This is a genomic window from Frankia umida (assembly GCF_023242945.1).
Classification (GTDB): domain Bacteria; phylum Actinomycetota; class Actinomycetes; order Frankiales; family Frankiaceae; genus Frankia; species Frankia umida.
In genome coordinates, this window is sequence record NZ_JALKFT010000025.1 from 41,161 (window position 1) to 66,070 (window position 24,910).

The 24,910-nt window shown below is 73.5% G+C and carries 5 protein-coding genes and 1 pseudogene; 3 read left to right on the forward strand and 3 right to left on the reverse strand.

The annotated features are described in order from the left end of the window. Window positions 1–36: 36 nt before the first annotated feature. From MXD59_RS20080 to MXD59_RS20090, 3 genes and pseudogenes are all read left to right on the forward strand, one after another. Window positions 37–714, forward strand: a complete 678-nt coding sequence (locus MXD59_RS20080) for a TetR/AcrR family transcriptional regulator (protein ID WP_248815890.1) — start codon at window positions 37–39, stop codon at window positions 712–714. Window positions 715–914: 200 nt separating this feature from the next. Then, a pseudogene (locus MXD59_RS27440) lies at window positions 915–1,894 on the forward strand (alpha/beta hydrolase). A gap of 178 nt (window positions 1,895–2,072) precedes the next feature. Next, window positions 2,073–2,738, forward strand: a complete 666-nt coding sequence (locus tag MXD59_RS20090; protein WP_248815888.1) for a TetR/AcrR family transcriptional regulator — start codon at window positions 2,073–2,075, stop codon at window positions 2,736–2,738. A gap of 63 nt (window positions 2,739–2,801) precedes the next feature. Here MXD59_RS20090 and MXD59_RS20095 read toward each other — a convergent pair whose 3' ends face one another. The 3 genes from MXD59_RS20095 to MXD59_RS20105 all read right to left on the reverse strand — a co-directional run bounded on the left by MXD59_RS20095 (window position 2,802) and on the right by MXD59_RS20105 (window position 24,787). Next, complete coding sequence (locus tag MXD59_RS20095; protein WP_248826192.1) at window positions 2,802–22,700, reverse strand: type I polyketide synthase; 19,899 nt, start codon at window positions 22,698–22,700, stop codon at window positions 2,802–2,804. Window positions 22,701–22,844: 144 nt separating this feature from the next. Next, complete coding sequence (locus tag MXD59_RS20100; protein ID WP_248826193.1) at window positions 22,845–23,927, reverse strand: alpha/beta fold hydrolase; 1,083 nt, start codon at window positions 23,925–23,927, stop codon at window positions 22,845–22,847. After that, a complete protein-coding gene (locus MXD59_RS20105; protein ID WP_248812743.1) occupies window positions 23,924–24,787 on the reverse strand; it encodes a 2-oxo acid dehydrogenase subunit E2 in 864 nt (287 codons plus the stop codon). The genes MXD59_RS20100 and MXD59_RS20105 overlap by 4 nt, the downstream gene beginning before the upstream one ends. Window positions 24,788–24,910: the final 123 nt, after the last annotated feature.

A 24,910-nucleotide genomic window follows, 5' to 3' on the forward strand; every position in this document is an offset into this window, starting at 1 on the left:
AGCCACCTCCCGTTGAACCCCCGGTAACGTAGGAGGATGCGGAGAACAGGCACTGCCGCGGCCGGTACGGCCGGTGCGGTCGGGGCGCGGGGGCGGATCGACAAGCGGCAGGCGATCCTGGACGCGGCCTTCGCCGTGTTCGCGCGTGAGGGCTATCCGCAGGCGAGCATCGACCTGATCGCGGGCGAGGCCGGCGTGGCCAAGCCCACGATCTACAACCATTTCGAGAACAAGGAGAGCCTGTTCCGCCACGCGATGACGGCGACTGCCGACCGGGCCTCGGTCAAGACGATCGCCGCGGTCAGCCGGCTTTCCGCTGACGTGGCCGACGTACGCGTCGCGTTCGTGGACGTCGGCTGCGCGCTGCTGGAGTGCTACTGTGCCGACGACTCGTGGGCGCTGCGTCGCCTGCTGCACGCCGAAATCACCCGCTTTCCGGACCTGTACGACCTGCTTGGTGCCAGTGGCCCCGAGCAGGTGGGCGAGCTGTTCGCGGATCGGCTCGCCCGGCTCGCGCTGGCCGGCCGGCTGCAGCTGACCGACCCCGTCGAGGCCGCGGAACAGTTCCTCGCTCTGCTCACCGGGCCGGTCGCGGGTCGGTCGGCGCTCGGCACCCGCCCGTTCGACCAGACCCAGCGGCGACGCACCGCGGAGGCTGCGACCAGCACGTTTCTCCGCGCGTTCACCGCGGCCCCGACGGACGCCTCGGCGTAGCGAGAGCAGCTCACCGCGGACCGCGCCTTCGCGGACCGCCGAGAGACATCACCGCGGCCGGGGCCGGCAGACGACGATCAGGCCCTACGAAGCCGACCGCGGCCGTGACCAGGTACGCCATGATCCCCCCAGTGAAACGAAAATCAAGAAAAACTGAACCGATCGTTTCAATTTAATGGTCCGAAGGCTAGCATGCGCTTATGGGTGGATGGGAGGTCATCGACGCGGCTCGACTGCCTGCGGACCGGGTGCAGGAGGGCAGCGTCGTGCCGGGTCGGGCCGCGACGCCGGGAGTAAAAACGATCACTGATCTCGCCGCGGCGATCCGCAGGGACCGTGCCGAGCAGGCGGCGTCGCACATCGACACGCCGCCCCCGGCGCCGGGGCTCACCATCACCGACCACGTCCTGCGGGGAATCGGCGAGGACGTGCGGATCCGGGCCCGGGTCTATCGCCCGCACAGCGGCTCCCCGCTCCCGCTGGCGGTCTATCTGCACGGCGGTGCGTTCGTGCTCGGCAGTCTCGACCGGGTGCACGACAACGTCGCCGCGCTCGCCCTCGGCGCCGAGGCGGTGGTGATGTCGGTCGGCTACCGGCTGGCCCCCGAACATCCCTTCCCCGCCGGCCTGGACGACTGCGTCAGCACCCTGGCCTGGGCCGCGGCCCCGGCCAGCGACCTCGGCGCCGATCCGGACCGGATCGGGCTGGTCGGGGTCAGCGCCGGCGCGACCCTGGCGCTGGGGGTGGCGCTACGCACCCGCGACACCGGTGGTCCGTCACCACGGTTCCTGAGCCTGACCATGCCCGCCCTCGACGTCGACTGCGGACGCCGTCCATGGTGGCTGCTGTGGACACCCCGGTATGGAACCGGCCGCTGGCAGTCCAGAGCTGGCGCCTCTACCTCGGTGACGAGGCGACCGAGGTCAGTCCGTACGCGGCTCCCGCCCGGGCGGTCGACCTCACCGGGCTGCCGCCGACCTACCTGGCCGTGGGGGGCCGGGACCCGCTGCGCGACGAGGGGATCCTGTTCGCGCTGCGGCTCATGCAGGCCGGCGTCCCGGTCGAGCTGCACACCTTCGCCGACGCCGGCCACGGGTTCGCCGGCCTGGACACGCCGACCTTGCGGCGGGCCCGTGACGAGCAGCTCGTGGTCCTGCGCCGCGGTCTGGGTGCCGCCTGACCTGCCCGCCATCCCGCGAGAGTCTCGGACCTGGAGCGCCACGAACATGCCCAGGAGCTGGAGGCGCGCCGAGCTGGCGGGCGGGTCGCGGAGTCAGGCCGTCTGGCAGGTCAGTGCGGCGATGCGGCCCCTCAGGGCGGCGATGTCGTCACCAGCTCCTGGAAGGTAAAGTGATGGCGTGCGACGGGCGGCGGCCGGAAGTCCTGGCACACGGGGCAGAATCGACAAACGGCAGGCGATTCTGGATGCCGCCTTCCTGGTTTTCGCGCGTGAAGGTTACGCGCAGGCGAGCGTGGATGCGATCGCGGCCGAGGCGGGTGTGGCGAAGCCCACGATCTACAACCATCTCGACAGCAAGGAAAACCTGTTCGTGCGAGCCATGACCGCCACGGCGGAGAAGGCCACCGCGCGTAGCCGTGCGGTGGTCACCCGGCTGGCTGTGGACGCGGCGGATCTGCACACCGCGTTGGCTGACGTCGGCGAGGGATTGTTGGGCTGCTACTGCTCGGCGGAGTCCTGGGCGCTGCGGCGTCTCCTGAACGCCGAGATCGTCCGGTTTCCGAAGTTGTTCGACGCCATCGGTGCGAGCGGACCCGACCAGGTGGAGGAGGCTTTCGCGGACCGGCTCGCCCGGTTCGCCCTGGCCGGGCGGCTCACACTGACGGATCCGGTGGAGGCAGCCGAGCAGTTCCTTGCGCTGATCACCGGTCCGGTGGCGACCCGCTCCGCGCTGGGGACCAGACCGTTGGACGCCACCCAGGTGCGGCGGGTGGCGGAGGCGGCGGCCACCACTTTTCTGCGGGCCTTCGCCACCGCGCCCGCTGATCTGCCGACCGTCGGCTGACCACGGTCCGGGCGCGGACCGGCGGCAGTGCTGCCGTGGCCCGCGACGGCGTCGAGGATGGGTTCATGCGGTTCCGAGCGCGTTGTCGATGAAGTCGAAGAACTCGTCGTCCGAGGCATCAGCGGCCGGTGCCACGCCGCCCGCTTCGCCCGCGGCTCCCACGCCAGTCGCACCCGCAACCGCGGGACCGTCCGGCGGAGAACCGTTCCCGTCAACGGCGTTCAGGGCGTCGAGCAGAGAGCGCAGGTGCTGCGTGAGCGCGGTGCGCCGCTGCTGGTCGGCTGCGAGCGACGGCAGAATCGCCGAGATCTCCGCCAACCGGGTCAGGGCAAGCTCCGGGTCCGCGGCGGCGTCGGTCACCAGCTGGTCGCGGACGTGCCCGGCGAGCGCCTCGATGGTCGGGTGATCGAAGACCAGCGTGCTCGTCAGCCGCAGGCCGGTCCCGTTGGCGAGCCGGTTGCGCAGCTCGATTGCGGTGAGTGAGTCGATGCCCAGGTCGAGCAGTCCGCGCCCGTCGTCCGCGACAGACAGGGAGTCGTGGCCGAGCACGGCCGCCACCTCGCCGCGAACGAGCTCGCGGACGGCGTTCGTGCGTGCCGGCTCGGCCAGGGCGGCAATCCGCTCGGCCGCCCCCCGCTGTCCGGGCACGCCGGACAGCGGGGGCGCGCTGGCCGTGCGGCCGGTGCCGGGCCGCGCGACCGGACCGGTGCGTACGGCGGCCGGTGCCCAGGCGCGGACCAGCGTCTGCGCGCCGGGCCGGCCCGCCAGCGCCCGCAGGTCCAGGCGGGCCGGGATGACCAGCGACTCGCCGGCGCCCAGCGCGGCGTCGAGCAGTCCCAGCGCGTCCTCGGTGGCCAGCGGCAGAACACCGGAACGTGCCAGCCGGTGCAGCTGGGCGTCGTCGAGGCCACCGGCCATTCCGGCGCTGTCCGCCCACAGACCCCAGGCCAGCGAGACCGCCGGGAGGCCCCGGCTGCGCCGGTGGGCCGCAAGGGCGTCCAGGAAGGTGTTGGCCGCCGCGTAGTTCGCCTGCCCCGGATTCCCGAGGACACCTGCGATCGACGAGAACACCGCGAACAGAGACAGGTCGCGGTCGGCGGTCACGGTGTGCAGCGCCCACGCCGCATCCACCTTGGGTCGCAGCACCGCGTCGAGCCGTTCGGGGGACAGGGCCGTGACCATCCCGTCGTCGAGGACACCCGCGACGTGCACGACGCCGGTGAGTGGACGGTCCGCGGGCAGTCCGTCCACCAACGCGGCGAGGGCGTTGTCATCCGCCACGTCGAGTGCCGCGAAGGTGACCTCGGCGCCGCGGTCGGCGAGGTCCGTTCGCAGCGCCTCGGCTCCCGCGGCCTGCTCGCCCCGCCGGCTGACCAACAACAGGTGGCGGACGCCGTGCTCGGTCACCAGATGGCGGGCCACCGGGCCACCGAGCGCCCCGGTGGCCCCGGTGACCAGGACGGTCCCGGTGGTGATCGCCCCGGGGGTGACGGCGTGCGGCTGTGCTGGCGGGCGGTCGCGGGCCAGCCGTGGCACCAGGACAGTCCCGTCCCGCAGGGCGAGCTGCGGCTCGTCCAGGGCCAGCGCGCCGGCCAGCCTCGCGGCGAGCACGGCCGGCGCGGGCGGTGCGCCGTGATCGTCCAGATCCAGCAGGACGAAGCGGCCGGGATGCTCCGCCTGTGCGGTCCGCACCAGCCCCCACACCGTGCTCGCGGACGGATCACGGACGTCGTCCGGTCCGGTCACCGCGACCGCCCCCCGGGTGGCGAGAACGAGCCGCGCACCGTCGAAGCGTTCCTCGACCAGCCACCGTTGGACGAGATCCAACGCGCGGCGGGCCTGCGCATGTGCGACCGCCACGACCGGTACGTCCACCGCGGCGGGTTCGCCGACCCCGGGCGCCGGGCCGCCTGTACCGGCCAGGTTGGCGAGGACGACCAGCGCGGTTGGCTGGCCGGCGACACCTGCGGGTTCACCCACGGTGTCCAGATCGCAGTGATAGTCGGCTCCAGGCAGGTCGAGAGGGGCGGCGCCCAGCACCGTCCACCGCACGGGTGGTTCGACCGAGGCGACCGGCAGCGGGTCCCAGCGAAGCGTGTAGAGCGGCGGGCCACCGGCGTCGAGCTGGTCGGCCGTCGTCTCCCGGACGCGCAGTGAACTCACCTCGGCCACCAACGCGCCGGTCGGGTCGGTGACCACGATCCGCAGGGTGTCGCCGCCGCCGTTGCTGATGGCTGCTCCGTTGTCGGAGGCCAGGGTGGTGAGCCTGGCTCGCAACGTCGTGGCCGTGGTCGGCGCCAGCGTCACTCCGTTCCAGGCGAACGGCAGTCGCAGGTGCCCGGGTCGAGACCGGACGTCGGCCAGCAGCACGTGTAGCACGGCGTCGAGCAGCGCGGGGTGGACGGCGAAACCGTCCGGATGCACGGTGGTCGGGTCGAGGGAGATCTCGACGAACCGGTCCGGCCCGGAACGCCAGGCGGCGGTGAGGCCCTGGAAAGTCGGTCCGTAACCGTGCCCCCGGGCCGCGAGGTCCGGATAGAGGCCGGCAAGGTCGAGCGGCTCCGCGTCCGCGGGCAGGTCGACAGCGGACGGGACGGGGCTGACCCCGGACGTTTCGTCGCCGGTCGGCCTGGACCCGAGGACCCCGGTGGCATGCAGTCGCCAGGAGCCTTCCGCCACACCGCCGTCGTGGGTGTGCACGGTGACAGTCCGGCGGCCGGTGCCGTCGTCGGCGCTGACCGCGACCCGCAACGGAACGGGTGCCTCCCCGGCCAGGACCACCGGTTCCGCCAGTACCAGCTCCTCAAGGTGGTCGAGGCCGGTGCGACTGCCGGTGTACAGGACGAGTTCCACCAGGGCGGTGCCGGGTAGTACGACCACACCGGCCAGGGTGTGGTCCGCCAGCCAGCCCTGCTCCTGGGGGGACAGCGTGCCGGTGAAGACCACCCCGCCGCTGTCGGGCAGGTCGATCTCGGCGGACAGCAGTGGATGTGCGGCCGCCCGCTGGCCAGCGGCGTCGACGTCGGTCAGCGGACGGACCGGGTCCAGCCAGTATCGGCGTCGCTGGAACGGATAGGTCGGTAGCGCTGGCCGTTGCGCGTGGGCGGCGGTGAACACCGCGGGCCAGTTGACGGAGGCGCCGTATGCGTACGACTCGGCGATGGCGGTGGCCAGCGCGCGTGGCTCCGAGCGGTCGCGCCGCTGCACCGCGATGAGCGCGGGAGCCGTGGCCGAACCAGGCCCGACACCCGCCGCGGTGCTGACCCCGGACTCTCCGTTGGCCCGGGCCGGGTCGTCCGCGGTAAGGACGGCGTCCGCCATCGGGGTGAGCACGGCGTCTGGACCCAGCTCCAGAAAGCGCATGACGCCCCGGGCTCGCAACGCGCGAACCGCGTCGGCGAATCGGACGGCGTGGCGCGCGTGCCGAACCCAGTACTCGGGCGAGCGCAGATCGGTTCCGGTAGCGGACGCTCCGGTGACGGTGGAGACGACCGGGATCCGCGGCTCGTGGTAGGTGAGCCCGGCCGCGATCCGGCCGAACTCGGCCAGCATCGGCTCCATCAGAGGCGAGTGGAAGGCGTGGCTCACGCGCAGCCGCCGCGTCCGCACGCCACGTGCCGCGAAGACCGCGGTCACGGCCTCGACCGCCGGGCGGGCGCCGGAGACGACCGTGGCGGTCGGGCCGTTGACCGCGGCGATCCCGACGTGCTCGCTGACCCCGTCGAGACCGGCGAGCACGTCCAGTACCTGCTCCTCGGACGCCTCAAGGGCCAGCATCGTGCCCCCCGGGGCGAGCCGGCTCATCAGCTGGCCGCGTGCGGCCACCAGGGCGCAGGCGTCGGCGAGCGTGAGGACACCGGCGACATGGGCCGCGGCGATCTCCCCCACCGAGTGGCCGGCGAGCTGGTCCGGTGTCAGGCCGAAGGAGCTCAGCAGCCGGTGTAGCGCCACTTCGAAGGCGAACAGGGCCGGCTGGGCGAACGCGGTGTCGTCCAGCGCCGCGGCGGCCTGGTCCGTCGGCCCGCTGTCGCCGGGGGCGAACACGGCGTCGGTCAGATGCCGGCCGAGATGCGCACTGAGCAGGTCGGCGGTCTCGTCCCAGGCGGCGGCGAAGACCGGGTGGTGGCGGTGTAGCTGGCGGCCCATGCCGAGACGCTGGCTGCCCTGTCCGGAGAAGAGGAAAGCCGTGCGTCCCGGTGCTGCGGCGACCGCGCGGACGACACCTGGATGGGGCTGATCGGCGGCAAGCGCGGCGAGTGCGGTGAGCGCCTCGGCCCGGTCGGCGGCGACGACAACCGCCCGGTGGGTGAGTCTCGCCCGGCCGGTTGCCAGCGCCAGACCCACGTCGTGCAGGCCGGCGTCGGGGTGCTGGGTCAGGAAGGCGGTGAGCTGGTCGGCCTGGGCGCGGACCGCTGGCGCCGTCGCGCCGGAGAGCACCCACGGCACCGGAACCGGGCTCGCTTCGTCGGTCGGGACGGCGTGGGCAGCGCCGGTTCTCGGGCCGGGGCCGGCGGCCGGGGGCTGCTCGAGGATGACGTGGGCGTTGGTCCCGCTGATCCCGAAGGAGGAGACGGCGGCACGGCGGGGGCGGCCGGTGGCGGGCCAGGCGGTCGTCTCTGTCGTCAGGGTGACGGTGCCCGGGCTCCAGTCGACATGCGGCGTCGGGGTGGCCGCATGCAGGGTCGCCGGCAGAACGCCGGTGCGAAGCGCGAGAATCATCTTGATGATTCCGGCGGCACCGGCGGCGGCCTGGGTGTGCCCGATGTTGGACTTCAACGACCCGAGCTGGAGGGGATACCGGCGTGCCTGGCCGTAGGTCGCCAGCAACGCGTGGGCCTCGATGGGGTCACCGAGGGTGGTGCCGGTGCCATGGGCCTCGACGACGTCCACGTCGGCGGAGGTAAGCCCCGCGCTGGCCAGGGCCGCCCGGATGACGCGCTGCTGGGCGGGGCCGTTGGGCGCGGTCAGCCCGTTGGACGCCCCGTCGGAGTTGACAGCGCTGCCCCGGACGACGGCCAGAACCCGATGGCCGTGGCGGCGGGCGTCGGCGAGTCGCTCCAACAGCAGGACACCGGCCCCCTCGGCCCAGGCGGTTCCATCCGCGTCGGCGGAGAACGGCTTGCAGCGGCCGTCGGGCGCCAGTCCGCGCTGTCGGCTGAACTCGACGAACGTCGCCGGGCTCGCCATCACGGTGGCGCCGCCGGCGAGTGCGAGCGTGCACTCGCCGGAGCGCAGGGCCTGCGCGGCGAGGTGGAGCGCGACGAGCGAGGAGGAGCAGGCGGTGTCAACGGTCACGGCGGGCCCCTCCAGCCCGAGGGTGTAGGCGATCCGGCCCGAGGCGACGCTGCCCGCGCTCCCGCTGACCAGATAACCCTCGAACCCCGCTGGCGCGGTCGCCGACTGGTGCAGCCGGGCCCCGTAGTCGTCGTACATGACACCGGCGAAGACACCGGTGGAGGTGCCGGCGAGGCTGGTGGGGTCGATCCCGGCCGCTTCGAGCGCCTCCCACGCCGCCTCGAGCAGAATGCGCTGTTGGGGGTCGATGGCCAGCGCCTCCCGGGGGGAGATCCCGAAGAACTCGGGGTCGAAGTCGCCGGCGTCGTGCAGGAAGCCGCCATGCCGGGTGTAGCTGGTCCCGGGATGGTCCGGCTCCGGATGGTAGAGGCGGTCCAGGTCCCAGCCGCGGTCGGTGGGGAAACCGGTCACGGCGTCCGTGCCGTCGAGCAGCAGCCGCCACAGGTCGTCCGGACTGTGCACGCCGCCGGGAAGGCGGCAGGACATGCCGACGATCACGATCTGGTCGTCGTCGGATGTCCCCTGCGTGTCCGCGGCGATGCCCCGGCCGGACGGTCCTCCGGCCGCGGGAACCGGGCCGGAGCCGCCGGGCCTGCCCGCATCACTGGCGCCGGCCCCATCCGTGGCGAGCGCGACGAGCGTGGCGAAGTGATCGGTGAACAGATGGTCGGCGAGGGCGGTCGGGGTCGGATGGTCGAAGACCAAAGTGCTCGGCAGCGGGAGTCCGGTGGCCGCGATCAGCCGGTTACGCAGTTCGACCGCGGTGAGCGAGTCGAAACCGAGCTCGGTGAACGCACGAGCGGTGTCGAGCGTTTCGCCGGCCTGGTAGCCGAGCACCGTGGCGACGGTTCGCTGGACGAGGTCGGCGACGGCGTCGCGTCGTTCTACGTCGTTCGTCAGACCGGCGAGCTGCTGGGCCAGGCCACCGGCCTGTTCGCGCGGACGGGAGCCGGCGCTACCGGTGCGTCGCGGGCCGCTGGCCAGGTCACGCAGCGGCGGTGGAACCGACTCGGCCGGCCGACCGGCAAGCTCGATACGGGCTGCGACGACGACCGGGTGGTCTCCGCTGACTGCCGCGTCGAACAGACGCAGGCCCTCCTCGTCGTCCATGGGGACGATGCCCATGCGGGCCATGCGGGCGAGATCGGCGCGCGCCAGCTCGGCACCCAGGCCGGTTGTGCCACCCCACAGTCCCCAGGCCAGGGAGACCGCGGGCAGCCCGCGGGCATGGCGGTGCTGGGCCAGGGCGTCGAGGAAGGCGTTCGCGGCAGCGTAGTTCGCCTGCCCGGCCGTGCCGAGCGTCCCGGTCACCGAGGAAAACAGCACAAAGGAAGCGAGATCCAGGTCGGCGGTGAGCTCGTGCAGGTTCCAGGCCGCGTCCGACTTGGGCGCCAGTACGGCGTCCAGACGTTCCGGGGTGAGCGAGGTGACGATCCCGTCGTCAAGTACACCCGCCGCGTGCACGATGGCGGTCAGCGGGTGCTGCGGCGGCAGACTGGCGAGCAGCGCCCGCAGCGCGTCGCGGTCGGCCACGTCACAGGCGGCGAGGTCGACTTCGGCCCCGAGCGCGCGCAGCTCGGCGGCCAGTTCCGGCGCACCGGCGGCGGCCGGCCCGCGTCGGCTGACCAGCAGCAGCCGGCGGGCGCCGTGCGCGGTCACCAGCCGCCGGGCGACGAGCCCGCCGATCAGGCCGGTCGCACCGGTGACGAGAACCGTCCCGGTACCCACCGGTGTCGTGCTGCCGGCCGGCTCGCCGGCCGCGGTGTCGATGCCGGCGCCCGGCCGCGCTGCCGTCCGGACCAGCCTGGGTGTGAACCCGCCCGCCGCACGCAGCGCGAGCTGCGACTCGCCGGCTGGCAGCGCCGTGGGCGGGTCGGCGTCGGCCTCGACGTCGACGAGGATGAGCCGGTCGGGGTGCTCGGTCTGCGCGCTGCGGACGAGCCCCCAGACCGCCGCCGCGTCCGGCCGAGGCGCGCCGTCGTTGGCCGTCACAGCCACGGCGCCGTGTGTCACCACCACCAGCCGGTCGTCGGCGCTCGGCTGCGCGCTCAGCCAGTCCTGGACAGCGCGCAGAGCGGTGTGCGTGCGGTGCCGTGCCGCCGTCGCGGCGTCGGTGGTGTCGGTGCTCTCGAGGCCGAGATCGAGCACTGTCCAGTTCGCCGGGATGCCCACCGGGACGCCCGGAACCGGCGTCCAGTCCAGGACGAACAGTGAGTCGGTGTCCGCGGTGGCCGCGAACCGGCTGCGGCTGACGGTGGCGAGGGTGAGGGCGTCCACCGTCATGACCGGTGTCCCGTGGTCGTCGCTGATGGTCAACGCCACCGTGTCCGGTGCGGTGGGCACGATCCGTACCCGCGTGCCGGTCCTGGCACCGGTACGCAGCCGCACCCCCTCCCAGCGCCATGGCACCCGCAGCGTGTCAGCGGCGTTGGACGTATCGGGGACGGACCTGTCGGAAACGGGCGTGCCGGGGACGTGGGGGCCGGTCGCGTCCTCGCTGTGGGCTGCGGCGTCCCGGTGTGTCGTGGCGGTCTGGAGCGCGAGAGGATGCAGCGCCGCGTCGAGCAGCGCTGGGTGAATGCCGAAGTCCGTCTCGGGCGGGGACGGTGCCACCAGGCAGTGGCTGGTGGCACCGTCGCGCCACAGCCGCCGCAGGCCCTGAAAGGCCGGGCCGTAGTCATAGCCATGTGCGGCCATCAGGTCGTAGGCAGCGTCAAGGGGGATCTCCGTGGCGGTGGCCGGCGGCCACGCGGCGAGACCCTCCACGTTCGACCCGCCGTCGCCGTCGCCGTCGCTGCCGGACGCGACGAGTGCTCCGACCGCGTGCCGGGTCCAGGTCGGCCGTTCGTCCGCGGGCAGGCTGGAGTGGATGGCGACCGGACGGCTGCCGTCCGAGTCCAGGACACCGACCGTCACCTGGATGTGGATCTCCGCCTGGTCGGGGAGCGGCAATGGACGGTCCAGGGTGAGCTCCCGGAGCGTGTCCGCGCCGACGTGCTTGGCGGCTCGCAGGGCCAGGTCGACCAGCGCGGCACCGGGCAGCACCGGTCGGCCGTCCACGGCATGGTCGCCCAGCCAGGGCAGGGCGGTGCGGGAGAGCACCCCGGTGAGCACCACTCCCGCGTCGTCCGGTAGCTCCACGACCGCGCCGAGCAGCGGGTGCCGGGTGGCGCGCAGGCCGAGCAGACCCGCCTGTGTCCTGGCCGGGGCGGCCTCGAGCCAGTAGCGGCCGCGTTGGAACGGGTAGGTCGGCAGCGCCAGGCGGCGGGCGGTGGGCAGGGTCCGCGCCCAGTCGAGCGTGCCGCCGTGGGCGTACAGGCGGGCCAGGGCGGCCAGCGCGGTCTCGGTCTCCGGGCGCCCCGCCCGCAGCATTGGGACAGGGACGCGGACCGGGGAACCTCCGAAGTCGTCCACCATGGCGGTGAGCACCGCGCCCGGGCCGACCTCCAGGAACCCGGAAACACCCTGGGATTCCAGGTACCGGACGGCGTCGAGGAAACGGACGGTGCCGCGGGCCTGGCCCGTCCAGTAGTCCGGTGAGCGCAGCAGCTCGGCGTCGGCCACGCGCCCGGTCGCGGTGGACACCAGTGGAATGCGCGGCGGGTGGAACGTCAACGAGGACGCCACGGCACGCAGCTCGTCGAGAACCACGTCCAGGTGCGGGGAGTGGAAGGCATGGCTGACCCGCAGCCGGCGCACGTGTCGGCCGCGGGCCCGCCAGCCCTCGGCGACCGCGACCGTCGCGGCAGCATCCCCGGAGATCACCACGGCTGTCGGGCCGTTCACCGCCGCGATCGAGACCGTTGCCTGCTGGCCGGCGAGCGAGTCGATCACCTCCTTCTCGGTGGCCGCCAGGGCGATCATCGCTCCGCCGGCGCCGGCGGCCTGCATGAGCCGCCCACGGTGGACGACCAACGTGGCGGCGTCCGCCAGGGACAGCACGCCGACCGCGTGCGCGGCGGTCAGTTCGCCGATCGAGTGGCCGGCAACGAAGTCGGGGACGAACCCGCGGTGCTCGGCCAGCCGGAACAGCGCGATCTGCAGAGCGAACAGCGCCGGCTGCGTCACCTCGGTCTGGTCCAGCAGCGCCGCGGTCGGGCTGCCGGGTGAGGCGAACAGCACGTCGAGCAGCGATCGTCCGACCAGGTTCGCGTCGGCCGGCGACGCGGCGAGCAGGGGGTCGAGCTGTGCGACGGCCTCCCGCAGCGCCGCGCGAAAGACCGGTTCGTCGCGGTAGAGCTCCTGACCAGCGCCGGCCCGCTGCGAACCCTGCCCGGAGAACAACACCGCGGTCCGGGCATGGCGGACCGTGGTCTCGATCGTCACCTGGGGGTGCTGTTCACCGCGCTCCAGGGCGGTCAGGCCGGTGAGCAGAGCAGGGATGTCCGGGCCGAGAACGACCGCGGTGCGGTCGAGTCGGGCGCGGGTCGTCGCGAGGGAGACGGCGATGTCGCGTGGGTCCAGATCGGGCTGCTCGCTGACGTGCTGGCGTAGCTGGCGGGCCTGGGCGCTGAGCGTGACGTCGTCGCGGGCCGAGACGACCCACACAGCCGGGGTGGTCGCGGGCGTCGTGGTCGCCGCCTTCCCGCCGGCGTCCGAACCGGCCGGGTCAGGGTCGGTCCGCTCCGGCGGCGCCTGTTCGAGGATCACGTGCGCGTTGGTGCCGCTGATGCCGAAGGACGACACCGCCGCCCGTCGTGGCCGTCCGCCCGGGTGCGACCAGGCAACAGGCTCGGTGAGCAGCCGTACGCCGCCCAAGGCCCAGTCGACGTGCTCGTTCGGCGTGTCAACGTGCAACGTGCGGGGCAGCTCGCCGTGCCGCATCGCCTCGATCATCTTGATGATGCCGCCGACGCCGGCCGCGGCCTGGGTGTGCCCGATGTTGGACTTCAGCGAACCCAGCCAGCAGGGGCTTTGTGCCGGCCGGTCCCGTCCGTAGGTGGCGAGCAGGGCCTGGGCCTCGATCGGGTCCCCGAGCGACGTCCCGGTGCCATGTCCCTCGACCGCGTCGACGTCGGCCGGAGTCAGACCCGCGCCCTCCAGCGCGGCCCGGATGACGCGTTCCTGGGCGGGACCGTTCGGTGCGGTCAGCCCGTTGCTGGCGCCGTCCGAGTTGACGGCCGAGCCGCGCAGCAGCGCGAGCACGGGATGGCCGTTGCGCCGGGCGTCCGAAAGGCGCTCGACGAGCAGCAGCCCGACACCCTCGCTCCATCCGGTGCCGTCGGCCGCGGTCGCGAACGATCGGCAGCGGCCGTCCGCGGACAGGCCACGCTGGCGGCTGAACTCGACGAAGGTCGACGGTCCGGCCATCACGGTGACCCCGCCGGCCAGTGCCAGATCGCACTCGCCGTTACGCAGCGCCGCCGCTGCCAGGTGCAGCGCCACCAGGGAGGACGAGCAGGCGGTGTCGACGGTGACCGCCGGTCCCTCCAGACCGTAGGTGTAGGCCAGACGGCCGGAGACCACACTGGAGGTGTTGCCGGTGAGCAGGAAGCCCTGGACGTCGTCCGGAACTGCTGGCAGCCGGGCGGCGTAGTCGTCGTACATGACGCCGGCGAAGACACCGGTGCGGGAGCCACGCAGGTCCGCGGGGTCGATACCGGCCCGTTCGAACGCCTCCCAGGCCACTTCCAGCAGCAGCCGCTGCTGCGGATCGGTGGCCAGCGCCTCCCGCGGCGAGATGCCGAAGAACTCGCGGTCGAACTGGTCGGCGTCGTGCAGGAAGCCGCCGTACCGGGTGTAGCTGGTGCCGGGATGGTCGGGATCGGGATGGTAGAGGGCCGCCAGATCCCAGCCCCGGTTGGTCGGAAAGCCGCTGACGGCATCGGTACCCGTGGCGACCAGGCGCCACAGGTCATCGGGGGAGCGGACGTCACCCGGGTACCGGCAGGCCAGCGCGACGATCGCGATCGGGTCGTCCGCCCCGGTCCGCGCTCGGGCGGTGCGCGCGCCACCCGGTGCCCGCTGGCGGGTTGCCCCGGCCGCGTTCGGGAGCAGGGTGTGCAGATAGTCGGCCAGGGTGCTGGCGGACGGGTGGTCGAACACCGCGGTCGCCGGTACCGGCAGACCGGTCACCCGGGCCAGGCGGTTGCGCAGCTCGACGCCGGCGAGAGAGTCGAACCCGAGATCGCGGAAGGACGCGTCGGGATCGAGCGCGGCATCCGGCGCATGCCCCAGCACCACGGCCGCGGTGGTGATGACAAGATCCAGGAAGGCCCGGGTTCGTTCGTGCGCGGGTCGGGCGAGAATGCCGGCGAGGCCGGCCGTGGGGGTGTCCGTGGTGTGTGTCGCCCGGGGACGGGGAGCGGCGGCCGTCACGAGGCCGCGCAGGACGGCGGCCGGTTCGCCGTCGATCACCCCTGGTGTGAGCCGGGCTGGCACGACCAGCGCGTCGCCGTGCGCCAGCGCCGCGTCGAACAGCTCGGTGCCCAGTTCGCCCGGGATCGGTGCGACGCCAGCCCGTCGCCACCGCGCCACGTCGGCGGCGGTGAGACCGGTGGCCATGCCCCCGGCGGCGCTGTCCCACAGGCCCCAGGCCAGCGCGACCGCGGGTTGCGCCGCCGCGCGCCGATGGGCCGCGAGTGCGTCCAGGAAGGTGTTGGCCGCGGCGTAGTTCGCCTGGCCGGCGGTCCCGATGAGCCCCGAGATCGAGGAGAACAGGACGAGGTCGGCGAGCGGATACCCACGGGTGAGTTCGTGCAGGTTCCAGGCGGCGTCAAGCTTGGGGCGCAGCACGGCGTCAAGCTGGGCGGGACGCAGCGCGGTGAGGGTGGCGTCGTCGAGAACCCCGGCGGCATGGATCACCGCGGTGAGCGGACGGTCCGCGGGAACCGTGGCGAGCAGGGCTGCGAGCTGCTGGCGGTCGGCCGCGTCGACGGCGGCGACGGTGATCTGCGCACCCTGCCCGGCGAGCTCGGCGACCAGATCGTCCACGCCCGGGGTGTGCGGCCCGCGCCGGCTGGCCAACAGCAGCCGGCGGACACCGCGGGTGGCGACCACATGCCGGGCGAGCAGCGCGCCGAGACCGCTGGTCCCCCCGGTGATCAGGACCGTGCCGTCCGGATCCCAGCCGGTCGGTGGCCGGGACGCCCCCGACGCCGGGTCCGCCCGGACCAGACGCGGCACCAGCCACTGGCCGTCCCGCAGCGCGAGCTGGGGCTCGTCGCCGAGCGCACGCCCTGCCAGCCCTGCCAGCCCTGCCAGCCCTGCCAGCCCTGCCAGCTCTGCGGTCTGCGCTGACTCGTCCGGGTGGGAGGTAGCGATGTCGGCCTCGCCCACGTCGACGAGGACGAACTGGCCGGGATGTTCGGACTGCGCGACCCGGACCAGGCCCCACACCGGCGCGTTCACCAGGTCGAGCACGCCCTCGCCGGGGCGGGCGGCCACCGCACCGCGGGTCAGGAAGACCAGCCGGCGATCGGTGCCCAGGTTGGCGGCGAGCCAGTCCTGCACCAGTCGCAGGGCCCGTCGCGCGGCGCGCCTGGTCTGGCCCGGCAGGTCCGCCGACGCGTCCGGACCGGGTGCCAGCGGGGCCGGCTCGGACAACGGTGGGACGACGACCACGTCGGCCTCGGTGACCGTGGACGGCAAACCGTCGACGGGCAGGTGTTCGGTCAGGACAGCGACACGTGGTGTGGCCGCCCGCGCCTGCTGCGTCCCCGCTGGGGCCCAGGCCAGGGTGTGCAGCGCCGCGGTGACGTCGCCGAGGTGGCCGATTCTGCGTCTGTCGACCGGTCGCAGGACGAGCGAGTCGATCGAGCCGAGCCACGCACCGTCCTCGTCGGCCAGCAGCAGCGCGAAGGTGTCCGGTCCCACCCGGGTGGCGGTCACGCGCAGAGTCGTCGGCGCGGTGGGGTGCGCCGTGGCCGGGCTGGAGCCCGTCGGGCGCAGCGACACCCCGGTCCACATGAAGGGCAGGCTGATCCGGTGCGCTGCCACCGCCGCCGGGGCGACGGCCTGGACCAGTGGATGCAGCACGGCGTCCAGCAGAGCCGGATGCAGGGCGAACCCGCCGGAGCTCAGCGTCGGCAGGTCGGGCAGGCGGGTCTCGATGTGCAGTCGGTCTTCGTCGTGCCAGAGCCGGTACAGGCCGTGCAGGGCTGGCCCGTACTCGTAACCGAGTGCGGCGAGCTGCCGGTAGGCGTCGGTGAGCTCGACCGGTTCGGCGCCACGCGGCGGCCACTCCGCCGGATCCGGGCCGGCCGGACGCGTGGCAGCATCGAACGGGTCGGCGGCCAGGGTGCCCGAGGCGTGTTTCGTCCAGCCTGGGGCCGCGCCGTCGGTCGCCGCGTCGCCTGAACCCGGGTCGTCCGCTCGGGCATGAACGGTCAGCGCCCGCTGCCCGGACTCGTCCGGGCCACCCACGACGACCTGTATCTGTACCGAGCCCGTTCGGGGCACGGACAGCGCAGACGTGAGTGTCAGTTCCGCGAGATGTGGCGTGCCGACCTGGCTACCAGCAGTGACCGCCAGTTCCAGGAAGGCGGTGCCGGGCAGCAGCACCCGTCCGTCGATGGTGTGATCGCTCAGCCAGGGATGCGCCGCCTGCGACAGCCGCCCGGTGAACACGACCGCATCGCTGTCGGCCAGTTCGACCCTGCTGTGGAGCAGCGGATGTCCCCACCGGTCGGGCCCGGTGGCGACCGCGCGTCCGGCGGTGAGCCAGTAGCGGCTGCGCTGGAAGGCGTAGGTCGGCAGGTCGACCCGGCGCGCGCCGGGATAGACGGCCTCCCAGCGCGGCGCCACGCTGTGCGCCCACAGGGTGCCCAGAGCCGCGGTGAGCGTGCCGGATTCGGGCCGGTCCGCCCGCAGCAGCGGCACCAGTACCGCGGAGGTGGTCGCGCTCGGCTCGTCGAGGGACTCGCGGGCCATCGCGGACAACGTGGCGTCCGGCCCCAGTTCGACGAAGGTGGTGACGCCACGGGCGGAGAGCGTGCGGATGCCGTCGTGGAAGCGCACGGTGCCGCGTAGCTGGCTGGTCCAGTAGTCGGGGGCGGCGAGCTGATCGGCCGTGGCGATCTCGCCGGTCACGGTCGAGACCAGCGGGATCCGTGGCGGCGCGAAGTTCAGACCCTGCGCGATCTCACGGAACTCGGCCAGGACGTCATCCATGTGCGGGGAGTGGAAGGCATGGCTGACCCGCAGCCGTCGGGTCCGCCTCCCCTGCTGCCGAAAGCGGTCGGCGACCCGTTCGGCCGCATCCGCGTCCCCGGAGATCACAACCGAGCGCGGTCCGTTCACCGCAGCCACGGCGAGCTGCCCGTCCTGCTCCGCCAGGCGTGCGTGCACCTCGTCCGGGTCGGCGGAAACCGCGATCATGGCCCCGCCGGGCCGGGCTGTCTGCATGAGCCGGCCGCGTGCCGCGACCAGCGCGGCCGCGTCGGGCAGGGAGAGCACTCCGGCGACGTGGGCCGCCGCCAGCTCACCGATGGAGTGGCCGACCAGGAAGTCGGGGACGATCCCGACCGAGGTGACGAGCCGGAACAGCGCCACCTCCAGCGCGAACAGTCCCGGTTGGGTGTAGACGGTGTGGTCGAGCAGCTCGGCCGTGGGGGAGCCGGGGGCGGCGGTGAGGACCTGGGCCAGCGGTCGGTCGAGCCCGGCCAGGTGCTGGTCGAGTTCGTGGATGACCTCGTCGTACGCTGCGGCGAACGCGGGCCACGTCTGGCGCAGCTGCGCTCCCATCCGGGCTCGCTGCCCGCCCTGCCCGCCGAACAGGAAGGCGGTCGGCACACCGCGACCGGCAGTGGACCGGGCATCGCCGCGGATGAGGGCCGCATGGTCCACGCCGCGGGCGAGTGCGTCCAGCCCGGCGAGCAGCTGCGCGGTGCTGCTCGCGGTCACCGCGGCCCGTCGTTCCAGGGCGGCTCGCCCGACCCCCAGCGAGAAACCGATGTCCTGGAGCCGGGCGCTGGCATCGGCCGGTGCTTCCGGGTCGGCCCCGGGCCGCCCACCGCCGGCTTCGGACACGGCCGTGTGCAGGCGGCGAGCCTGCGCCCGCAGCGCCGCGTCGCTGCGGGCGGACAGCGGCCACACCAGCGCCGGCTCCGCGGCCACCGGTGGTTCCTCCGCACCGGCCGGCGGCGAGGGAACCGCTTCGATGATCACATGGGCGTTGGTGCCGCTGATCCCGAAGGACGACACACCGGCGCGGCGCGGCCCGGCACCCGCCGGCCAGACGGTGGATCTGGTCAGCAGCTGCGCCTCTCCGGCCGACCAGTCGACGTGCGGGGAGGGCGCATCCACGTGCAGCGTGGCCGGCAGGACGCCGTGTCGCATGGCCAACACCATCTTGATCACGCCGCCGACACCGGCCGCCGCCTGGGTGTGGCCGATGTTCGACTTCAGGGAGCCCAGCAGAAGCGGCCCACGCGCACCGCGGTCCCGCCCGTAGGTGGCAAGGATCGCCTCGGCCTCGATCGGGTCGCCCAGGGCGGTTCCCGTTCCGTGCGCCTCGACGACGGCCACGTCCCGGGGGTGCAGGCCCGAACTCGCCAGCGCCGCGCGGATCACCCGCTCCTGCGACGATCCGTTGGGGGCGGTGAGCCCGTTACTCGCCCCGTCCTGGTTCACCGCCGAACCGCGTAGGACGGCGAGCACCGGATGCCCGCGACGACGGGCGTCCGAGAGCCGTTCCAGGAGCAGGAGGCCGACGCCCTCGGCCCAGGCGGTGCCGTCGGCCGCCGCGGCGAACGGCTTGCAACGGCCGTCCGGGGCCAGCCCGCGCTGTCGGCTGAACTCGACGAACATGCCCGGACTCGCCATCACGGTGACACCCCCGGCGAGAGCCAGCTCGCATTCGCGCAGGCGTAGCGCCTGGCCGGCCAGGTGCAGCGCGACAAGCGAGGACGAGCACGCCGTGTCGACGGTGACCGCCGGGCCCTCCAACCCCAGTGCGTATGCGACCCGGCCGGAGGCCACACTGGCGGCGCCCCCGGTGAGCAGGTATCCGTCGGCACCGTCGGCCGGCTCGTGCAGGCGCGGGCCGTAGTCCTGGGCTGAGCCGCCCACGAAGACCCCGGTGCGGGTTCCGCGCAGCGACTGCGGGTCGATGCCGGCCTGTTCCACCGCTTCCCACGACGTTTCCAGCAGAAGCCGTTGCTGGGGATCCATCGCCGCGGCCTCGCGTGGGCCGATGCCGAAGAAGGCGGCGTCGAACTCGCCGGCGTCGTGCAGGAACCCGCCGGTGCGCACGTAGGAGCTGCCTGGCCGGTCCGGGTCGGCGTCGAACAGGGTCTCGGTGTCCCAGCCGCGGTCGCTCGGGAACGCGGAGATGGCGTCCGTGCCGGAGATGACGAGCTGCCACAGCTGTGCCGGTGACATGACGCCGCCCGGGTACCGGCAGGCCATACCCACGATGGCGATCGGCTCGTCGAGACCAGCCGCCCTGCCGGGGACACCCGAGGTGTCCCCGTGTGGGTCCGTTCCGGCCGCGGGGCCGAGGGCGCCGACCGGTGCCAGCCCGGCAAGCAGATGTCCCGCCAGCGCCGCCGGTGTCGGATGGCTGAAAGTGACCCCGGTGGCCAGCCGCAGTCCGGTCGTCCGGCTCAGTCGATCGCGCAGCTCGACGACGCCCAACGAGTCGAAGCCGAGCTCGCGGAAGGTCCGTCGGGCATCGATCCCCTCGGTGCCGACGTGGCCCTGCACGATCGCGACCGTGGTCAGAACGAGATCCAGCAGCCGACGCTCACGTTCGGGCTTGGCCAGCCCGGTGAGGCTCTCGGCCCAGGCACTGGCACCGGCCCCACCCTGACCGGTGGGGCCGGAACCGACGGGGGCACGGTCGGTGTGCTTTTCGGTACCGTCCACGCGGCCGGTGTGCGTGTCGCCGGCCGTGTTCGTGTCCGTGGCGGGGAGCTGGGCGGGCGGCGCGGCATCGAGCCAGTACCGCCGGCGTTGGAACGGGTAGGTGGGCAGTGCGACGGTGCGGCCGGTGCGCCGGCCCAGGACCGCCGACCAGTCGACGTCGCCGCCGTGGGCGAACGCGCCGGCCGCCGCGGCCATCACGGAGTCGACCTCCGGGCGGCCCCGGCGCAGGGCCGCCACCAGCACCGCCCCGTCGTCGGGCGACATCGGTGCACCGGCCGCGGTCGAGGGCGCCCCGCCACGTTCGGCCGACTCGCCCCGCAGCACGTCGCGGGCCAACGCGGTCAACACGGCACTGGGCCCGAGTTCGAGGTACGTCGTCACGCCGAGGTCGGCGAGCGTGCGCACGCCCGCGCCGAACCGGACGGGCGCACGCACGTGCGTCACCCAGTGGTTGGCGTCGAACGACTCCGGTCCGGCCAGGCCACCGGTGAGATTGGAGATGACGGGCGTCGTCGCGGTCGAGTACGACAACCCCTGCGCGATCCGGCGGAACTGCGCCAGCATCGGTTCCATCCGCGGGCTGTGGAACGCGTGACTGACCGCGAGCCGCGAGGTACGCCGGCCCAACGCGCGAAAGTGCTCGGCCAGCGCCGTCACCTCGGCGTCGTCGCCGGACACCACCAGTGCCCGTGGCCCGTTGACGGCGCCGAGGTCGACCCGGTCCGACAGCAGCGGGTGGACCTCCTCCTCCGTGGCCTCCAGCGCGGCCATCGCACCGCCCGCCGGCAACGCCTGCATCAGGTTGCCCCGGGCGGCCACCAGCGCCGCGGCATCGCGCAGTGAGAGCGCGCCCGCGACATGCGCGGCGGCCAGCTCCCCCACGGAATGCCCGAGCAGTAGATCGGGACGCACCCCCCAGTGCTCCAGCAGGCGGTACAACGCCACCTCGAGGGCGAACAGCGCTGGTTGCGTGTAGCCGGTGCGGTCGAGCAGGTCGGGCGGCCCCTCGAAGGCCAGGGTGCGCAGTGGGCGGTCCAGATGGGGATCCAGCTGCCCACAGGCCTCGTCGAAGGCGTCGGCGAAGGTCGGGAAGGCGGCGTGGAGCTCACGGCCGGCGCCGACCCGCTGGCTGCCCTGACCGGAGAACAGAACTGCCAGCCGGCCCCTTCCGCCGTCCGGCGCGCGACGCGCGGTGCCGCGTACGACGTTCGCCGCATCCTGGTCCGCCGCCAGGGCAGCCAGGCCCCCCCTCAGCTCGTCGGCGTCGCGGCCCAGCACGATCGCGCGGTCCTCGAAGACGGTCCGGGTGGTGACCAACGCCAGCCCGACATCGACGGGGTCGAGGCTCGGGCGGTCGTCGAGCTGGGCTACCAGCCGGCGGCTCACGGCCGCCAACGCGCCCGGTCCGCGACCGCTGAGCACCCAGGGAAGCAGCGGGCCGCCACGGTCGCCCTCGTTCTGCCGGGCCGAGTCGGCTGCGACGGCCGGGTCGGGATCGTCGGCGGTCGGGCTGGCGTTGTCCGCGGCGGACGGCGTCGGCGCGGCGGAGACGACCAGATGGCAGTTCGTGCCGCCCATGCCGACCGAGCTGACCCCGGCGACCCGGGCGTGCGCGGGGCCGGGCCAGGCGATGAGCTCGGTCTGCACCTGGAGGTTCAGCTCGTCGAAGGCGATGTCCGGATGGGGCTGGGTGAAGTTCAGGCTCGGTGGTATCTCTGCGTGCCTCAGGCTCAGGGCCACCTTGAGCAGCCCGACAACGCCGGCGGCTCCTTCGAGGTGACCGATGTTGGTCTTGGCCGAGCCGACCAGCAGCGGGGAACCGGCCGGTCGGGCTCGGCCGATCACGGCGCCCAGCGCCATGGCCTCTACCGGGTCGCCCGTCGGCGTGCCGGTGCCGTGCAGCTCGACGTAGGAGACGACGCCCGGGTCGAGCCCCGCCCGGTGGTAGGCCGCCCGCAGCGCCGCCTGCTGCCCGTCGACGCCGGGGACTGTCAGACCCTCCGTCGCGCCGTCGTGGGTCACGGCGCCGCCGTGGATCACGCAGTAGATCGTGTCCCCGGCGGCCCGTGCGGCCTGCAGCGGACGCAGTACGACGAGCCCGCCGCCCTCCCCCCGGACGTAACCGTTCGCCCGTGCGTCGAAGGTGAAGCAGCGCCCGTCCGGGGAGAGCGCCCCGAACCGGGCGGCGGCGATGCTGCTCTCCGCGGTGAGAGCCAGGCTCACTCCGCCGGCCAGCGCCAGGTCGGCCTCACCGCGGCGCAGCGCCTCGACCGCGGCGTGCACCGCGACCAGCGCCGAGGACTGACCGGTGTCGATCACCAGGCTGGGCCCGCGCAGTCCGAGATGGCGTGAGATCCGGTTGGCGATGATGCTGCGGTTGAGCCCGGTCAGGGTGTGGCGGCTGATCCCGTCGAGCCCGGACCGGTCGGCCACTGTCGCGTAGTCGCCCGCGGTGGCGCCGACGAACACGCCGGTAGCGCTGCCGTGCAGCCGGCTGGGGACGATCCGGGCGTCCTCCAGGGCCTCCCAGCCGAGCTCCAGGGCCAGCCGCTGCTGCGGGTCCATCGCGACCGCCTGGGCGGGGGAGAGGTCGAAGAAGGCGGCGTCGAACGTGTCCACCTGATCGAGGAAGCCGCCGTGACGCGGCACGGCGGGCGCGTCCGCCCCGCCGGTGATCCGCCACCGGTCCGCGGGGGTGTCGATCACGGCGTTGCGGCCTGCCCGCAGCAGATGCCAGAAGGCCTGTGGGTCCGGCGCCTGCGGCAGCCGACAGGCGAGTCCGATGACGGCGACCGCATGGGCGTCGTCGGCCGTTCCGTGCAGCTCCGGGTGGTCTCGGTGTGCCTGCTCAGTCGTCATGGTCTGGTCAGTCCCTCGTGGTGGCGCAGCGTCGTCTGGCCCGCCCGACCGGGTGGCCGATGGCCGGTGGGTCCGCCGCGGCCAGCGACGGCCGCCGCGGCGGACCGGGTAACGGGTGTGGCTGGTGATGGGCTGTGGCTGTGGTCAGCGGGGGGTGGCGTCGCGGAGGTCCACCAGCGCGCGGATCATCCACTCGCGGGTGGCCACGGCATGCCCGGGAGCGCCGTGGACGTCGTCGTGTTCGAGGACGGCCAGGTCCGGCAGGGTTCGCCGTAGCAGCGCCGGGTCGACCGGTGGGATGATCTCGTCCCGGGTGCTGGCCACGTAGCGCACCGGCACCGCGACGGCGGCGAGCTGCCGGTCGGACAGCGCCCAGCCGGGCAGCAGGTCGGGCAGCGCCAGAGGGTCCGTGCCGGTCAGGTGGGCCAGGGTCGCCACCGTGGCCGGCGGCAGCCCATGTTGCCAGGCACGGTCGGTGAACAGCGCGCGTACCGGCGCGCCGACCGTGATGATCCCGCGCAGCCGCGGATCCTCGGCTGCCCAGCGCAACGCCATATGCCCGCTGAAGCTCAGCGCGAGTGCGAAGGTGCGCGAGACGTCAGCGGCTCCGTCCAGTGCCTCGAGGATCGCCGGGAACATCTGCCAGCTGTCCGGGGTGTAACGCAGGGTGTTCTCGCCGACACCAGGCATCTCGGTCACGACCGCGGCGAGTCCGAGGCTGGACGCGAGCAGCAACAGGGGTGCCCACTGCTCCTTGATGCTGACGATGCCGCCACTGACGATCAACAGGGGTCGGTTCCTGGCCGCCGCCGACGGCTCCGCCGCGGCGCGCTGCCCGCCCGGCCCGTGCCCGCCGGCCAGTCCGGTCGTCCAGGCGGCGACCCTCGCACCGAGGATGTCCAACACCACCCGGTCGATCCGGCCGGCCTCGGGAGCGACCGTGCGCCGCCACCTGTCCGTGGCCCGGACGCAGTTGCCCAGGGCGTCGCGCCGCGCCGGGCCGTCGACGAACGGGAACCGGGCGAAGCCGTAGCAGGCCGCGGCGCCCAGCAGGTCACCGTGGGTCTCCCGCGTCTCGGCGAGGCGCGACCACTCGTGCACCCAGGAACCTGGGCCGGTGCCGTCATGACGGATGCGCCCGGTCAGCTCCCGATATTCGGCGGCGTCGAGATCCAGGGCCGCCGCGTGCGCGGCGACGTGCACGGTGAGTTCGGCGACGTCGTTCATCGCGGTCCTTCCACCGTCGCAGTGGTGACCGCGGCGGCCTCGGGCTCCGGTGCCGCCCTGCCCGACTGCTCCCGCGCCGGCGGGTCGGGCTGACCCGGGTTCGCCGGCTCCGGGAAGGTCTGCAGCGTCTCCCGGATGTCGGCGAGAACGTCCGCGGCCTCCGCCCCGTCGATCACCCGGTGGTCAAAGGCCAGGCTCAGCCGCATGACGGGGGCCACCACGATCCGGCCGTCGCGAACCACCGGACGTTCGACGGTGCGTCCCAGTCCGAGGGTCACGGTGGTGCCGCCTACCGAGTGGAAGCCGTCCACCACCCCGTGCCCGAGCGAGGTGACCGCCACCGTCCCCCAGATCGCGGCCCTGCTCTCCAAGGGCCGCACCACCCTGCGGAAGGCCCGCTCGGCGCGCCGCCAGCCACGCCGGCCCGGCCCGGCCCGGTGCAGCGCACGCACCCCGGCGAACTCGGGCATGCTGGCCGGATCGCCGGTGCGGAAGCGTTCCACCTGCCGTTGGATCTCGTCGAGATCCAGACGTTCGAGATCACGCAGCACCGTGGCGAGCACGACCCGGTGGCCGTCGAGCGTCTTGTCCAGGGTGAGCTTGCCGTGCACGGCGTCATGGCGGACCACCTTCGGCCGGCGGCCGTCAAGGATGGCCGCGTTCGCCTCCGGATGCCGGGCCAGCACCCGGCCGGCGGCGTACAGCACATAGGTCACCACCGAGTGCCGATGCCCGGATCGCAGCGCCGCGACCCGGCTCATGTCCACCTCGGTGTCCAGGAACACGGGCGCGAACGCCCGGGTCTCCCGCAGGAAGTACAGGGTGTGCCGGCGCTGCGGGGCCAGATCAGTGATCGTCATTGGTATCCCACCCTCCTGCCGAACGCGCCCGGATCTCGTTGCCGCGGGTGCAGGGACATCGTTGCCCGCGCTGCTAGCCGAGCTCTTGCCGACGGCTAAACCGCCGTGCCTGCCGGTGTGGGC

Coding starts and splice junctions, on each gene's coding strand:
- MXD59_RS20080 (WP_248815890.1), top strand. CDS start 37: ATGCGGAGAACAGGCACTGCCGCGGCCGGTACGGCCGGTGCGGTCGGG.
- MXD59_RS20105 (WP_248812743.1), bottom strand. CDS start 24,787: ATGACGATCACTGATCTGGCCCCGCAGCGCCGGCACACCCTGTACTTC.
- MXD59_RS20100 (WP_248826193.1), bottom strand. CDS start 23,927: ATGAACGACGTCGCCGAACTCACCGTGCACGTCGCCGCGCACGCGGCG.
- MXD59_RS20095 (WP_248826192.1), bottom strand. CDS start 22,700: ATGACGACTGAGCAGGCACACCGAGACCACCCGGAGCTGCACGGAACG.